Annotated in this window: 12 protein-coding genes; 8 read left to right on the top strand and 4 right to left on the bottom strand. The window is 71.6% G+C overall.

All coding sequences use genetic code 11. The features are described from left to right. Window positions 1-309 precede the first annotated feature (309 nt). The 6 genes from ACZ6BG_RS23840 to ACZ6BG_RS23815 all read left to right on the top strand — a co-directional run bounded on the left by ACZ6BG_RS23840 (window position 310) and on the right by ACZ6BG_RS23815 (window position 5,667). Window positions 310-1,122: a helix-turn-helix domain-containing protein gene (locus ACZ6BG_RS23840; RefSeq protein ID WP_469004684.1), complete on the top strand. Its 813-nt coding sequence runs from the start codon at window positions 310-312 to the stop codon at window positions 1,120-1,122. After that, window positions 1,119-1,385: a DUF397 domain-containing protein gene (locus ACZ6BG_RS23835; RefSeq protein WP_469004681.1), complete on the top strand. Its 267-nt coding sequence runs from the start codon at window positions 1,119-1,121 to the stop codon at window positions 1,383-1,385. The genes ACZ6BG_RS23840 and ACZ6BG_RS23835 overlap by 4 nt, the downstream gene beginning before the upstream one ends. A gap of 445 nt (window positions 1,386-1,830) precedes the next feature. Next, complete coding sequence (locus ACZ6BG_RS23830; protein WP_469004678.1) at window positions 1,831-2,175, top strand: hypothetical protein; 345 nt, start codon at window positions 1,831-1,833, stop codon at window positions 2,173-2,175. A gap of 208 nt (window positions 2,176-2,383) precedes the next feature. Beyond that, window positions 2,384-3,259, top strand: a complete 876-nt coding sequence (locus ACZ6BG_RS23825; RefSeq protein WP_469004674.1) for a hypothetical protein — start codon at window positions 2,384-2,386, stop codon at window positions 3,257-3,259. A gap of 271 nt (window positions 3,260-3,530) precedes the next feature. Next, a complete protein-coding gene (locus ACZ6BG_RS23820; RefSeq protein WP_469004672.1) occupies window positions 3,531-4,295 on the top strand; it encodes a polysaccharide deacetylase family protein in 765 nt (254 codons plus the stop codon). Between the two features lie 151 nt (window positions 4,296-4,446). Beyond that, complete coding sequence (locus ACZ6BG_RS23815; RefSeq protein WP_469004670.1) at window positions 4,447-5,667, top strand: serine hydrolase domain-containing protein; 1,221 nt, start codon at window positions 4,447-4,449, stop codon at window positions 5,665-5,667. Window positions 5,668-5,758: 91 nt separating this feature from the next. Here ACZ6BG_RS23815 and ACZ6BG_RS23810 read toward each other — a convergent pair whose 3' ends face one another. From ACZ6BG_RS23810 to ACZ6BG_RS23800, 3 genes are read right to left on the bottom strand one after another with little or no spacing between them, the layout of a single operon-like run. Beyond that, window positions 5,759-6,157: a VOC family protein gene (locus ACZ6BG_RS23810; protein ID WP_469004666.1), complete on the bottom strand. Its 399-nt coding sequence runs from the start codon at window positions 6,155-6,157 to the stop codon at window positions 5,759-5,761. Then, window positions 6,154-6,768: a cupin domain-containing protein gene (locus tag ACZ6BG_RS23805; RefSeq protein ID WP_469005246.1), complete on the bottom strand. Its 615-nt coding sequence runs from the start codon at window positions 6,766-6,768 to the stop codon at window positions 6,154-6,156. Before ACZ6BG_RS23805 ends, ACZ6BG_RS23810 begins: the two co-directional genes overlap by 4 nt. Before the next feature lie 49 nt (window positions 6,769-6,817). After that, window positions 6,818-8,089, bottom strand: coding sequence for an MFS transporter (locus tag ACZ6BG_RS23800; RefSeq protein WP_469004664.1), 1,272 nt, complete (start codon window positions 8,087-8,089; stop codon window positions 6,818-6,820). Window positions 8,090-8,212: 123 nt separating this feature from the next. Here ACZ6BG_RS23800 and ACZ6BG_RS23795 point away from each other — a divergent pair, with 123 nt between their 5' ends. Together ACZ6BG_RS23795 and ACZ6BG_RS23790 are read left to right on the top strand one after the other, a co-directional pair. Beyond that, window positions 8,213-9,295, top strand: coding sequence for a DUF5937 family protein (locus tag ACZ6BG_RS23795; RefSeq protein WP_469004661.1), 1,083 nt, complete (start codon window positions 8,213-8,215; stop codon window positions 9,293-9,295). Window positions 9,296-9,420: 125 nt separating this feature from the next. Further along, entirely contained in the window at window positions 9,421-10,863 is a 1,443-nt protein-coding gene (locus tag ACZ6BG_RS23790; protein WP_469004658.1) for an FG-GAP-like repeat-containing protein, read from the top strand. Between the two features lie 218 nt (window positions 10,864-11,081). Here the strand turns inward: ACZ6BG_RS23790 and ACZ6BG_RS23785 are convergent, their stop codons facing one another. Continuing rightward, the gene (locus tag ACZ6BG_RS23785; protein ID WP_469004655.1) at window positions 11,082-13,709 is read right to left on the bottom strand and encodes a bifunctional FO biosynthesis protein CofGH; all 2,628 of its coding nucleotides are present in this window, start codon (window positions 13,707-13,709) and stop codon (window positions 11,082-11,084) included. Between the last annotated feature and the right edge of the window lie 127 nt (window positions 13,710-13,836).

Below are 13,836 nucleotides of genomic sequence, written 5' to 3'. Positions count from 1 at the left end.
GGCCCCCTCGTCGCTGACGAGGGGGCCTTCGTTCTGCTGGAGCGCCCGGCAGGCCTTGCACCTACATTTCCCATCGGATGATGGGCGTCTTTCCTTGGACCACAGACGCGCGACTTCCGTGCTGTGCACCGAAGTTACGTGTCGATCGTACACCCTCGTGAGGGTCCGTCACGCCACGCCCGCGCTCCGTGGCATCGACTCATCGGGCAGAGGAGTCGGCCTTGTTCACCCGCGAGAGGGAGCGACGGGGTGGGTGAGGTCGGGTAGGTCTTTTCCCCGGTCCTTTTTCTCAGCTCGGAGGTGGGCCGCATGGAGGACGAGGAAGCCGCGGCGGTGCTCAAGGCCGTGGGCCGTCAGATCAAGGCGTGGCGCGAGGCGGCGGGGATGCGCCGCTCGGAACTGGGCGCGGCCATCGGGTACGGCGAGGAGATGGTGTCGTCCGTGGAGCGGGGGCGCCGGATCCCCAAGCCGGAGTTCCTGGACAACGCGGACGAGGTGTTGGGGGCGGACGGGAAGATCTCCGCGATGAAGCGGGATGTGGAGGAGGCTCGGTACCCGAAGAATGTTCGGGACTTGGCCAAGTTGGAGGATGCGGCGTTGGAGCTCGGCGCCTACGCCAGCCTCCACATCCACGGGCTTCTGCAAACACCGGAGTACGCGGAGGCGTTGTTCGCGATGCGGCGCCCCTCGTACACGGAGGAGGAGGTCGAGCGACTCGTCGCCGCGCGCATGGCACGGAAGTCCGTCTTCGAGCGTGTGCCCAGGCCGCTGGTCACTTTCGTCCAGGAAGAGTCGACACGCAGGCGCCCCGTCGGGGGCAAAATGGTCCTGCGCAAGCAGCTCGAACACCTGTTGGAGGTCGGCAAGTTGCGGCACGTCCAGATTCAGGTGATGCCTACGGACCAGGAGGACCACGCGGGGATGATGGGCCCGTTTCGAGTACTGAAACTCCAGGACGGCACAGCGTTGGGGCACTCGGCAGGCCAACTGCACGAGCGACTGATCACTGACCCCCGGGAAGTCCAGATCCTGGAAATGCGCTACGGCATGATCCGAGCGCAAGCCCTCACGCCTCGCGGTTCCCTGGCCTTCATCGAAAAAGTACTGGGAGCAGAGACATGACATCTGGCCCGAAGTGGTTCAAGAGCAGCTACAGCGGCAACGACGACGCTGATTGCGTCGAAGTCGCGATGCAGTGGCGCAAGAGCAGCCACAGCAGCAACGACGGGCCCGAATGCGTCGAGGTCGCCGTCGCCCGGACCCGCGCCGCCGTCCACATACGCGACTCCAAAAACACGGCCGCCGCCCACCTCACCGTCGCCGAAGCCGCCTGGGCGGACTTCGTCGGGTTCGCGACGAGGCAGGGCCACCGGCCAGTCGGGTGACCTTCAGGGGCACCCCATCCCGGAACACCTCAACAAGCTCCTCACGGACCGGGCATCCAGGACGACGATCAAGTTCCAGGTTCCCAAGGCGGTCGTAAGCGGAGAGCCCTGCATCGGCGTCATGATCAACTGGCAGCGCGGGCCGCCCGCGTCCAGGGCGACTTCACCGTCACCCGCCCGGCGCTGTAGCCACACGACGGACAGCCGCAGGACTGCGAGGTCGCGTTGAGTCGAGCCGAAAGCGAAGGCCAACACGACCGCGTAGCCCGTAGCCCGTGTGGCAGAGCGCGCAAGCGCCCACAGTGAGCAGCGAAGTTGCCTCTGTGCGCCCTTTGATCACCTCTGAGCGCCTTCGAACCCGGACTCATGGAAACGGCTTACCGGAGATGATCATTCCGGGCGGCTGACGACTGGTCGGCCGCCACTGAACAGAGGAACCTCCCCCATGCGTCTTCGTCATGCGGTCGGCGCCACCCTCGGCGCCCTCGCCCTCATCGTGACCATCCCCACCTCGGCCAACGCCACCGTCGGCTTCTTCTTCTACCAGTACGGCGACTCGGCCAACCCAACCGCTGGGAAGCTGGAGGAGCCGGACGCGAGGGTGTGCATCAATATCCCCGAGGTCGAGGGCAAGCCCGGCAGCGCGTTCTCGCCGAGCAACGACGTAGGCGATTCCGAAGCCATGCTCTACAGCGAAGAGGGCTGCGAGGGCACGGGCACGAAGATCGTCCAAGGCGAAGAGCTCGGCGCCGATGTGAAGTTCAAGTCCGTGATCTTCGAGATTGTGTGAGCCACCCCACTCCGCCCCGGTGCGGGCCGTGACGGCCCGCACCGGGGCGGTGCCATGTCACGGCCCGCGCGGCCGAACGGATCGCGAACCGAAGTGACCGTGCGTACATGTGAGTTGATGTACGGTGACCGCAGACAGAACGGCCCCCGCGCTGGCGGCAACCAGCAGCGAGGGCCTTCACGCCGAGTGCTTAACAGGAGCACCCGAAATGCATCGCCATGCTATCTCCCCCGCCCGATTCTTCTCCCAGGTGCCGAACGAGATCATCCGACATCCCCGGCTCGGCTCGGACGCGGTACGGCTTCTGACCTGGCAGCTCTCCCTCCCACAGGGGGCGGACGAAGCGCTCTCCGTCACCGCCCGCAGCGCGGGCATCGGGCGCGCCGGATTCAACCGCGCCAAGCGGGAGTTGAAGGCCGAAGGCTACCTCCACGAGTGGCGCGAGCAGCGCGAACGCGGCCGCTGGGCCACGAGCCAGCTCATCTCGAACGTTCCGCTGAGCCTGGAGGAAGCAGCGTCCTTACGCGGCGGCGGCAGCGGTGTCGGCGTCGTACCGAGTGACCGGTCTCCGGCCGTCGGTCGGCCGACGCCCCCGACCGTCGGCGGTCATCCAGACGCGACACCCCCGGTGAACACCCTCCAACCCTCCGCGCCCGCCGCCGAGTTGCCGGACGCCCAGCGGCTCATCCAGGACCTCCCCAGCCTGGACCCGCGTCTGCGCGTCCCACGCGGCATGCTGACCCAGCTCACCGAGCTGGCCGAGCGGTGGCTCGCCCTCGGCCACACCCCCGACGACGTACGCCGGGAGATCCGGCAGGGCCTGCCCCCGGTGATCCACCGGCCGGGAGGCCTGCTGCGCCACCTGCTCAGCGACCCGGCCCCGGCCCGCCCGCCACAGGCGCCCGTCGCCGCCCTGCGGGAGTGCGCGGGCCCGCACCCGCAGCCGCTGGTGTTCCGGCCGGTGGCCGGTGAGGACCACTGCGGAAACTGCCGCCAGGACAGCGCGGCGCGACAGGCCGCCGTCCGGGCCACCGCACGGGGCGCCCTGGCCGCCCGCACGGCCATGCGCGGGGCGCGGGCATAGGTCTCTCCACCCCCGCCTCGGGTGCCCGCCGGAGCGAGATCGGGCGGCGGCGCTTCCAGCGTCGCAGGCATGGACGAGTGCCGCCCGAGGGCAGGAGCGGGATCGAGCCGACCGGGACGGTTCCAGCCGCCGTTCGCCGCGAGTTGTCCGCGTACTCCCCCGGAATTGTCCGTGATCCGTAACAGCGGGATCCCCCGGCCCGTCCGCCTCATCCTGCCAGGTGGCCGCGACGCGGCCGGTGGGGATCGAGGGACTTCGCAAAGGGGCGGACATGGCGCGGCACAGCGGCGGGCGGGGCTGGTACGGGAAGGTCGCGGGGGCGGCGCTCGGAGTGATGATGCTCGCCACCGGGGCGTCCGTGTGGACCGCGCAGGCCGGTGCCACGGACGAGCCGACGCCCAAGGCGAGCGCGCCGAGCAGCAAGGTCGAGCCGGTCGAGGACACCATCGTGCACGCCTCCGACGCGGGCAAGCGCGGCGTGAACATCACCATCGACGACGGCCCCGACCCCAAGTGGACGCCGCAGATGCTCGACCTGCTGCGGCAGTACAAGGTGAAGGCCACGTTCTGCATGGTCGGCACGCAGGCGCAGGCCCACCCCGACCTCGTGAAGAAGGTCGTCGCCGCCGGGCACCGGCTGTGCGACCACTCGGTGTCGCACAACACCGCCATGGACAAGGAGTCCGCGGCCTACCGGTCGAAGCAGATCCTCGACGCCGAGCGCATGATCACCAAGGCGTCCGGTGGCGTACGGCCGATGTACTACCGGGCGCCCGGCGGCGCCTTCACCCCCGACAGCCGCAAGCTCGCCGCTTCCCGGGGCATGCGCCCGCTCGGCTGGAACGTGGACAGCAAGGACTTCGAACTCCCCGGCACGAACGCCATCGTCTCCACCGTCAAGCGGGAGCTCGCCAACGGCCCGACGGTCCTGTTCCACGACGCGGGCGGCGAGCGCGGCCAGACCGTGGAGGCCCTGCGTCAGCTCCTGCCCTGGATGAAGCAGCAGGGCTACTCGTTCGGGTTCCCGGTGCGTTGAGCCCCGTCGACCGCGACCCAGGACCCTGGTCCCGGGGGGTACCCCCCGATCAAGTCGCCAGGTAGCAGGATCGCCCTGAACGATCACTTCCAGAAACCCTTGGGATCTGCACCTACCGCCGATACTTCAGCGATTTCCCAGGGGATTACTCGTGCGCGAACAGACAGGACAGAACGTCCGCTCTTCCGGATGGCAGCGGAGCGGCGGCCGGCGCCGCGCCGTGATGGCCGCGGCCACCGTGGCCGTCGGCGTGGTGTCGCTCGGAGCGCTGGCTCCGTCCGCGACATCGGCGACATCAGCGACATCCGGGGCGTCCGAGGCGTCGGCTGCCACCGGCGTCCGGTCCGACTCCGTGCAGAAGGGGCTCGACTCGCTGGTGCGCGACGGCGGCCCGCCCGGTGCCCTGGCGAGCGTGAAGGACCGGGACGGACGCACCCGCAGCTACACCGCGGGCGTCGGCGACCTGGCCACCGGCGCGAAGGTGCCCAAGGACGGGCAGGTGCGCATCGGCAGCAACACCAAGACCTTCACCGCGGTGGTCGTGCTCCAACTGGTCGCCGAGAAGAAGATCCGCCTCGACGCCTCCGTCGACACCTATCTGCCCGGCCTCGTCCGCGGTGACGGCATCGACGGCCGCCGCATCACCGTCCGCCAACTGCTCCAGCACACCAGCGGACTGCCCAACTACACCGACTACCTCGACTTCCCGGCCATCCAGCACCGCTACTTCGAACCTCGCGAGCTCGTGGACATCGCCCTGAAGCACAAGGCCCACTTCGTACCCGGCAAGAAGTGGGAGTACAGCAACACCAACTACGCCCTGGCCGGGCTCATCATCCAGAAGATGACCGGGCGCCCCCTCGCCGAGGAGATCGACAAGCGCGTCGTCCAGCGCCTCGGACTGCGCCACACCTACTTCCCGGCCGTCGGCGACCAGACCATCCGGGAACGGCACCCCAAGGGTTACATCGCGGGGCCGCAGGGCGGGCCGCCGCGCGACTTCACCACCATGGACCCCTCCTGGGCCTGGGCGGCGGGGCAGATGATCTCCACCGACGCCGACCTCAACCGGTTCTTCGGCGCGCTGCTGTCCGGCCGTCTCCTGCCGAAGGCACAGCTCGACCAGATGCGCACCACCATCCCCGCCGAACTGCTGGGCCCCGGCGTCCGCTACGGCCTGGGACTCGTCAGCAGGCCGCTGTCCTGCGGCGGCGTCGCCTGGGGCCATGGCGGCGACATCGACGGCTACGAGACCCGGGGCGGCGTCACCAAGGACGGCCGCGCCGCCAACGTCGCGGTGACGATGATGCCGCGCACCGAGGCGGAGATGAAGCGCGTGGAGAAGGTCGTCGACACCGCTCTGTGTCGCTGAGAGCGTGCGGCGCTGAGACTGCACGTCGCTGAGACTGCACGTCGCTGAGACCGTGCGGCGCTGAGACCGTCCCAGGGCCGTGTGCCGCCCCCTAGCCCCAGACGCGTTCGCACAGGACCAGCCGGTAGCCGTCCGGGTCCTCGATCGTCACCCCGTACTCGTCCCAGTAGGAGTTGTGCGCGGCCACGCGGGTCCCGCCGTCGCTCGTCAGGCGGGTCACCAACTCCTCGTCCACCGGGGCCCCGAGGTACACCACGAACAGGTCGTCCACCGTCGGGGTCGGGTCCAGGGGGGCCTCGGGGTCGTGCGTCAGCTCGAAGTGCCAGGCGCCGCCGCGCGGGCCGACCATGATGAGGTCGTGCTTGCCGGGGACGCGTTCGGTGGTGCGCCAGAGGACGTCGAGGCCGAGGCCGTCCACGTAGAAGCGTTCGGCGGCTGCGAGGTCCCGGGAGGGGCGGGCCACGCGGATGTGGGTCGTGGAGTCGATCACTTCGCGGCCTCCGCCTTCGCGGCTTCGGAGTTCGTGGCTTCCAGCTTCGCGGCCTCCGCCTTCGCCGACTCCAGCGCCGCCCGCCACACCGGGCTGTCCACGTAGTGGTTGTCGAAGCGCTCCGACGACTCCGCGATCTCCTTCGGGTCCGCCTCGCCGCGCAGCACCCGGCCCAGCAGGCGCAGGTAGTCGAAGCGGTCCATGCCCGGCGTGAACACGAACATCACGTCCGCCTCGCAGCCGGGGGCGGCGGCGAAGGCGTGCGGGGTGTGCGGCGGGACCGCCAGGAAGTCGCCCGCGTTCAGGACGGTGATCTCCTCACCCACGAGGACCTGGAGCGAGCCGCTGATGACGAAGAACAGCTCCGTCGCCTTGGTGTGGAAGTGCGACGGCGCCCCCACCGCGCCCGTCGCGAAGGTCGACCGGTAGCTCGTGAAGCCCGCCGCGCCGGACGACTCGCCGAGGAGGGTCATCACGCTGCTCGGGTCGGCGCAGGTCTCGGCCTCGGCGGCTCGGGTCAGCACCGCCTGGAGGGACTTGGTGCTGGTCGGGGCGGTGGTCGGGGTCTCGCTCGTGGTTTCGTTCGCGTTCTTGTTCGTGTTCATGACCATGACTTTATGCGGGTAGTGACCTCGCTGGTAGGTCATTTTGGTGGCACATTCATGGGTCAATTCTCTGACCCTTCACCACCGCCGCCGCGGACACCAGAGTCGCCGCCGCCAGGCTGCCCCAGAGCGCCGTCGGCCCGTGCGGGGCCAGCGCGGTCATCGCCGCCGGGGAGACCGCGAGGCCGAAACCCGTGGACAGTTCGAAGCGGGCGAGGGTGCGGCCCAGGGCGTGCGGCGGGGCGAGGGCCGTGACGAGCGCGGTGGCGCTCCCGGCGTACGCGATCTCGCCGAGGGTGCAGAGCACGGACACCGCGGCGACGGCCGGGGCGCCCCAGCCGCCTCCCAGCGACGTGGCAGCGATGAAGCCCACGTACGACACGGTGAGTACGACACCGGCGAGGGACAGGACCGTCCGCCGGGAGAAGCGGCGGGACATGAGGACGGTGACCGGTACTTGCAGGGTCACCACCAGCACCGTGTTGACCACGAAGATGACCGCCGACCACACCGGGGACGCGTGCAGTTGGGTCTCCAGGACCAAGGGGAGGGCGATTTCGGGGACGTTGAGGCAGAAGACGTAGATGATGTTGGCGGTCAGCAGCGTACGCATCCGGGGAGCGGGTTCCTCGCGCCCGTGCCCGGCGCCCTTCCCACGCCCGGCGCCCGCGCGCCCGCCCCCGGCGTCCCCGCCCTCGGCCGGGGCAGCCGCCCCCGCCTCCGCCGGACGCACGTCCAACCGCACCGACCACGCCAACCCCGCCGCCACGACGTACGCGACCCCCGTCACCCCCGCCAACGCCTGCAACGCCCCGGCCCCACCCGCCAGGCACACCGTGGCCACCAGCGCCCCCACCCCCATCCCCGCGTTGCGCAACGCCCGGCCCGCCGCGAGCGCCGCGTCCCGCTCGCGGCCGTGGGCCACCGTCGCCACCAGCGCCGCATGGGCCGCGGGCCACGCCTGGTTGCCGACGCCGAGGACCAGCGCCGCCGCCCCGAACAGCCAGACGTGCCCCGTCGGAGCGGCGAGCAGCAGCACCACCCCCACCGCCCGCACCAGCATCGACGCGGCCACGACCGTGCTGCGGGCGCCCCGGTCCAGCCAGTGGCCCACTGCGGGCATACAGCCGAGGCCCACGACGATGCCGACCGTCATGGCGATACCGGTGGCGGGAGCGGAGAGGCTCAGCACCGTCACGCCGTACAGGAGCAGGAAGGGCCGCAGCAGGCCGGTGCCGAGGGCGTCGACGGCCAGGGCGACGGCGTAGCGGGGGCCGCCGGAGGCCCGCACGAGGGCGCGGGGCCGGATCTTGGTGGTGGTTGCCATGACGGCAACGGTGCGGTCGGCGGCCGGGTCCGGCCCGTGGGTTGACCGACACCGTCAATCCACGCCGTCGCGGGCCGCCCGGCCAGGGATGATGCGGGCCGCCCGGCCAGGGATGATGACGGGATGACGTTGCGCATCGACATCAGCGGCCCGTCGTCCGAGCGGGTGCGGTTCGCCGCCTCGCCGCTGGCCGAGCTGACCGCGATGCTGCACGTGCTCGCCGAACCCGGGCACCACCCGCAGCTCGCCGACTGGGCCGGGGACGTGTGGGCCGGGCTTGCGCCGGAGCTGGCCGAGCGGCTCCGGGAGGCCGAGTTCCTCTGGCGGTCCTCGCAGGCCGACTTCCTGCTCCCGGCACGGCCGCGGCCGACCCTCGCCGAGGAGTTGGACGACGTGGACCGGATCGACGACGAGTCGTACGTGACGGCCGCGCTCATCACCACCTGCGGCGGCCGCGCCCACCTCACGGCGGCTTCGCCCCTCACCGACGCGGCCGCGCGGGAGCGGGCCCTGGACCTGGCGCAGGCGCGCGGCCCGCGCCAGGAGGCCTTCGCGGAGCGGCTGCTCACGGATCCGGCACCGGTGCGCGCACGGGTCCGCCGCACGCTCGAACAGTGCGCCGACGCCTTCTTCGACGCCGCCTGGGCGGAGGCCGCCGTGCGGCTCGCCACCGATCTGCGCCTGAAGAACGACCTGCTGCGGCGCCAGGGCCTCGGGGCGGCCCTCGCGTCGGTCTCCGGCGCGGTCAGCCTGGCGCCGGACGGGGACTGCATCGTCGTGGACAAGCTGCAGGACCGGGCGACCGCCGCGCACGGTTCCGGGGCGACCTTCATCCCGAGCGTCTTCGGGCGCCCGCACCTGGTGGTGGTGCACGCGCCGGGGTGGCAGCCGGTGGTGCAGTACCCGGTGGCCGAGGCGGGTCCGGCGGAGCCCGTGTCGCTGGACGTGGTCACGCTGCGACTTGAGGCGCTCTCCCATCCGGTACGGCTGCGGCTGCTGCGCACCCTGGCCCGAGGCCCGCACACCAACCGGGAGCTGGCCCACGCCTGGGAGCTCTCGCCTCCAGAGGTCTCCCGGCACCTCGCCGTGCTGCGCCGCGCGGGCCTGCTCAGCACCGAGCGCCACGGCCGTTACGTCCGCTACACCCTCAATCTGCCCGACCTGACGGCCCTGGGCACCGACCTCCTGTCGGCCGTCCTGCGCTGAGCCCCGCCCCAACCCCCCTCCGTACATCCCGACTTCACCCCCGTACAACCGTCCCTTCCCCTCACACGTCTCCCCCAGTGGCAAACCGCGATCCCACAGGAAGCACCACAGCCACAGGAGGATCAGTGCGACGCACCCTGACAGCGGCCCTCGCCGCGACGGCGGCCACCGCGCTCGCCGTGCCCCTCATCGCGGCCGGGACCGCGTCCGCCGCGACCACCGCCCCCGACGGGCCCCGCGCCCCCCGCACCCCCCTCACCGACTTCAACCACGACGGCTACGGCGACCTCGCCATCTCCGCCCCGTACGCCACCCTCGGCGGCAAGGCCAACGCCGGGTACGTCACCGTCGTGTACGGCTCCAAGAACGGCCCCGACCGCGCGCACCCGAAGATCATCGACCGGGGGACGGCCGGGGTGCCCGGTGAGATCACGCAGGACGGGAACTTCGGGTCGCAGGTGAGCGTCGGCGACCTGGACGGGGACGGGTTCAGCGATCTGGCCGTCGGCAGCGGGTACGGGGACGAGCTGCTCGTGCTGTGGGGGTCGAAGGACGGCCTGACCGGGTCCGCCGCCGAACTGCCCGCCACCTCCGCCGGGTTCGGCACCGGCGACTTCAACGGCGACGGCCACCGCGACCTCGTCTCCCACGACTTCCCGGAGAACGAGGACGACCGGGCCGGGATGACCGTGTCGTACGGGCCCTTCACGCGCGGCGGCAAGCCCGAGCGGCAGGAGGCCGTCCACACCGGCCAGACCTTCGGGCCCATCGACCTTATCCCCGGCGACGTGACCGGCGACGGCGTCGACGACCTCGTCACCAGCCACGGCTTCGAGGAGTCGGCGTACCCGAGCCGGTTCTGGAAGGGCACGAAGGACGGGCTGAGCCAGGACACCAAGAAGCTGAAGTCCTCCCTCGGCGGCGCCATCGCGGACGTCGACGGCGACGGGTACGGCGACTTCGTCACCCGCGACAACGGCTCCAGCAACGACGACAACGAGAGCGACAAGGGCACCGTCCGCGTCGACTACGGCAGCAAGGACGGGCCCGGGGCCACCCGCACCAAGAAGATCACCCAGGACACGGTGGGGGTCCCCGGCGTCGGGGAGGCCGGGGACCAGTTCGGGGCCGACATCAGTGCGGGGGACGTGGACGGGGACGGGGACGCCGACGTCGCCGTGGGCGTGCCGAACGAGGACATCGGCAGCGGGTCCTCGAAGGTCGCCGACGCCGGGGCCTTCGTGCTGCTCAAGGGGGCGCGGGGCGGGCTCGGTGGGGCCGGGGCGCGGGCCTTCGACCAGTCCAAGCCCGGTGTGCCCGGGGCCTCCGAGGCCAAGGACTGGTTCGGCCACCGGGTGCTCCTCGCCGACCTCGACGGCGACGGACCGGCCGAGCTGACGGTGGCCGCGCACGGGGAGGACGGGACGTACAAGGACTCCGGGGCGGCGTGGGTGTTCCCCGGCACGCGGAGCGGGCTCACCACGACGGGCCTCGTCTCCTTCGGCCCGAAGGGGTTGGGGGCGCCGGAGGTCAACGCGACCTTCGGTCAGGATGTGGGGCGGGGGTAGGGCCTCGCGGGGGCGCCCCAGTCCCGCCCCTTTCCCGAAACTGGGGCTCCGCCCCAGACCCCGCTCCTCAAACGCCGGAGGGGCTGAAACACAACAGCAGCACATATCCAGCCCGTCCGGCGATTGAGGACGAGGCGCGGAGCGCCGATCAGCGGGGGTCCAGGGGGCGCAGCCCCCGGTTACGGAGAAGGGGCGGGACCGGGGCGCCCCGCGAGGACCTACGCGTCGAGCACCGGCAGCAGCTCCGGCAAGTGCCCGTCCGACGCCGCGGCAGCACGAACGCGTTCGTCGGGGACCTCGCCGTACAGGGTGGTGCGGGGCTTCGACGGCCGCCCCGCCGCCTCCGCGATGGCGACGAGACCGGCCACCGACTGGTACGAGCCGTAACTGGACCCCGCCATGCGGGAGATGGTCTCCTCCATGAGCGTGCCGCCGAGGTCGTTCGCGCCGGAGCGCAGCATCTCGGCGGCCCCCTCCGCCCCGAGCTTCACCCAGCTGGTCTGGATGTTGGGGATGTGCGGGTGAAGGAGGAGGCGGGCCATGGCCGTCACCGCGCGGTTGTCGCGGGTGGTGGGGCCGGGGCGGGCGATCCCGGCGAGGTAGACGGGGGCGTTGGTGTGGATGAAGGGGAGGGTCACGAACTCCGTGAAGCCCTCGACTCCCTTGTCCAGGTTGGCCTGTTGCATCGCGGCCAGGGTGCGGAAGTGGCCGAGCCAGTGGCGCGGCTGGTCCACGTGGCCGTACATCATCGTGGAGGAGGAGCGGAGCCCCAGCTCGTGCGCGGTGGAGACGACCTCCTTCCAGGTGGCCGTGGGCAGCTTGCCCTTGGTGAGGATCCAGCGGACCTCGTCGTCGAGGATCTCGGCGGCCGTGCCGGGGATGGAGTCGAGGCCGGACTCCTTGGCCCGCGTCAGCCACTCCCGTATCGAAAGCCCGGTGCGCGTCGCGCCGTTGACGACCTCCATCGGCGAGAAGGCGTGCACGTGCATGCCGGGCACGCGCTCCTTCACGGCGCGCGCGATGTCGAAGTACGCCGTGCCGGGCAGGTCCGGGTGGATGCCGCCCTGCATGCACACCTCGACCGCGCCGACGTCCCAGGCCTGCGCGGCGCGGTCGGCGACCTGTGACAGGGAGAGGGTGTAGGCGTCGGCGTCGGTGCGGCGCTGGGCGAAGGCGCAGAAACGGCAGCCGGTGTAGCAGACGTTGGTGAAGTTGATGTTGCGGGTGACGATGTACGTGACGTCGTCGCCGACGACGGACTTGCGGACGTCGTCCGCGACGGAGCAGAGGGCGTCGAGGGCGGGCCCGTCGGCGTGCAGCAGGGCCAGCGCCTCGTCGTCCGTGAGGCGGGTCGGGTCGTCGGCGGCCGTCGCGAGGGCGGCGCGCACGTCGCCGTCGATGCGTGAGGGGACCATGCCGGGCGCGGCCTGCTCGCGCAGCGCCTCCCAGTCGCCGTACACCTCGTCGAAGTCGTCGCGCCGGTCGGCGGTGCGGCCCGTCGTGTCGATGGTGCGGTGCAGGTCGGTGCGACCCGACGACTTCGTGGCCACGTACCCCTCGTCGGGCTCCTGCCAGGGCAGGCCGCGCACGGGGGCGTCGGGGTCGGCGAGGCCCGTCTCCGGGTCGGCGAGGGCCCGCACGTGCGGCAGGAGGCGCGGGTCGAGCCACGGCTCACCCCGCCGTACGAACTCCGGATACACGCACAGCCGCTCCGCGAGCCGGAAGCCCTCCGCCTCCGACCGGGCCGCCAGCTCCTCGATCCTCGGCCACGGCTTCTCGGGGTTGACGTGGTCGATGGTGATCGGCGAGACGCCGCCCCAGTCGTCGATCCCGGCCCGGATGAGCCGTCCGTACTCCCCGTCGACGAGGTTGGGCGGAGCCTGGATGCACCCGGCAGGGCCCATGATGTGCCGCGCCACGGCGACCGTGGCCACCAGCTCGTCCATCTCGGCGTCCGGCATCCCGCGCATGGCCGTGTCCGGCTTGGCGCGGAAGTTCTGGATGATCAGCTCCTGGACGCCGTGGTACGACCGGGCGACGCGGCGCAGCGCGAACAGCGAATCCGCCCGCTCCTCGTACGTCTCCCCGATCCCGATCAGCAGCCCGCTGGTGAACGGCACGGACGACCGTCCGGCGTCCTCAAGGACCCGCAGCCGCACCGCGGGTTCCTTGTCGGGCGAGCCGTGGTGCGGCCCGCCCGGCTCGCTCCACAGCCGCGTCGCCGTGGTCTCCAGCATCATGCCCATGCTGGGCGCGACGGGCTTGAGCCGCTGGAAGTCCGTCCAGCTCATGACGCCGGGGTTGAGGTGCGGCAGCAGCCCGGTCTCCTCCAGGATCCGGATCGAGATGGCCCGCACGTACGCGATCGTGTCGTCGTACCCCGCCGCCTCCAGCCACTCCCGGGCCTCGGGCCACCGCTCCTCCGGCTTGTCGCCGAGCGTGATGAGGGCTTCCTTGCAGCCCAGCTCGGCACCCCGGCGCGCGATGTCGAGGACCTCGTCCGGCGACATGAACATCCCGTGCCCGTCCCGGCGCAGCTTCCCGGGGACGGTCACGAACGTGCAGTAATGGCACTTGTCCCGGCACAGCCGCGTCAGCGGAATGAACACGCTCTTCGAGAACGTGATGACCCCCGCGCGCCCCTCTGCCGCGAGCCCCGCGTCCCGCACCCGCCCCGCCGACGCGGCCAGATCCTCCAGATCCGCCCCCCGCGCCCGCAACAGCACGGCGGCCTCCGCCACATCGAGCGCGACCCCGTCCCGGGCACGCCTCAACGCCCGCCGCATGGCGTTGGCGGTGGGCCGGGCCCCTGCCCGGTCGGGATCCTGCGGCGCGCTGTTGGTCATGCCACCGAGCATACGAGCGACATCCGACAGCCCGTGGGGCCGGTGGCCGGAACACCGGCCCACCGCACGGGACCGCCGCCCCGGCCCGCCCCCGCGGCCCGTCCCGACGACTGCGCGCAACCCCCCG

Source organism: Streptomyces sp. NPDC041205 (assembly GCF_055591765.1).
This window is presented reverse-complemented; position numbering and strand designations above follow the sequence as displayed.

What these genes read in the sequence shown, in the direction of transcription:
- ACZ6BG_RS23800 (WP_469004664.1), bottom strand. Translation starts at nt 8,089, where the DNA reads ATGGCAACCACCACCAAGATCCGGCCCCGCGCCCTCGTGCGGGCCTCC.
- ACZ6BG_RS23825 (WP_469004674.1), top strand. Translation starts at nt 2,384, where the DNA reads ATGCATCGCCATGCTATCTCCCCCGCCCGATTCTTCTCCCAGGTGCCG.
- ACZ6BG_RS23795 (WP_469004661.1), top strand. Translation starts at nt 8,213, where the DNA reads ATGACGTTGCGCATCGACATCAGCGGCCCGTCGTCCGAGCGGGTGCGG.
- ACZ6BG_RS23820 (WP_469004672.1), top strand. Translation starts at nt 3,531, where the DNA reads ATGGCGCGGCACAGCGGCGGGCGGGGCTGGTACGGGAAGGTCGCGGGG.
- ACZ6BG_RS23835 (WP_469004681.1), top strand. Translation starts at nt 1,119, where the DNA reads ATGACATCTGGCCCGAAGTGGTTCAAGAGCAGCTACAGCGGCAACGAC.
- ACZ6BG_RS23805 (WP_469005246.1), bottom strand. Translation starts at nt 6,768, where the DNA reads ATGGTCATGAACACGAACAAGAACGCGAACGAAACCACGAGCGAGACC.
- ACZ6BG_RS23840 (WP_469004684.1), top strand. Translation starts at nt 310, where the DNA reads ATGGAGGACGAGGAAGCCGCGGCGGTGCTCAAGGCCGTGGGCCGTCAG.
- ACZ6BG_RS23785 (WP_469004655.1), bottom strand. Translation starts at nt 13,709, where the DNA reads ATGACCAACAGCGCGCCGCAGGATCCCGACCGGGCAGGGGCCCGGCCC.
- ACZ6BG_RS23830 (WP_469004678.1), top strand. Translation starts at nt 1,831, where the DNA reads ATGCGTCTTCGTCATGCGGTCGGCGCCACCCTCGGCGCCCTCGCCCTC.